The sequence below is a fragment of the Streptomyces sp. GbtcB7 genome (assembly GCF_019091445.1).
Classification (GTDB): domain Bacteria; phylum Actinomycetota; class Actinomycetes; order Streptomycetales; family Streptomycetaceae; genus Streptomyces; species Streptomyces mirabilis.
The window spans coordinates 1-233 of record NZ_JAGXJM010000685.1; the positions used below are offsets into that span (position 1 = coordinate 1).

General features: G+C 70.4%; 1 protein-coding gene. It reads left to right on the top strand.

From position 1 onward, the window contains the following. Positions 1–233 (top strand): fibronectin type III domain-containing protein (locus KVT44_RS57235; RefSeq protein ID WP_217577220.1); only part of this gene is annotated, 233 nt, incomplete at both ends.

Below are 233 nucleotides of genomic sequence, written 5' to 3' on the forward strand. Positions count from 1 at the left end.
GGCTCGAACCAGGTGCTGAGCGTCTCGGGGACGAGCGCGACGGTCAGTGGTCTCGCGTCGAGCACCGCCTACACGTTCACGGTGAAGGCGCGGGACGCGGCGGGGAACACCTCCGGGGCCTCCAACTCCGTGTCCGTGACCACGGACGCGGGCGGTTGGCGGAGGAACGGCTTCAAGCAGCACACGGCGTACATCTACCTCGGCTGGGGCGACCCGCCGAGCGCGACCTCGGT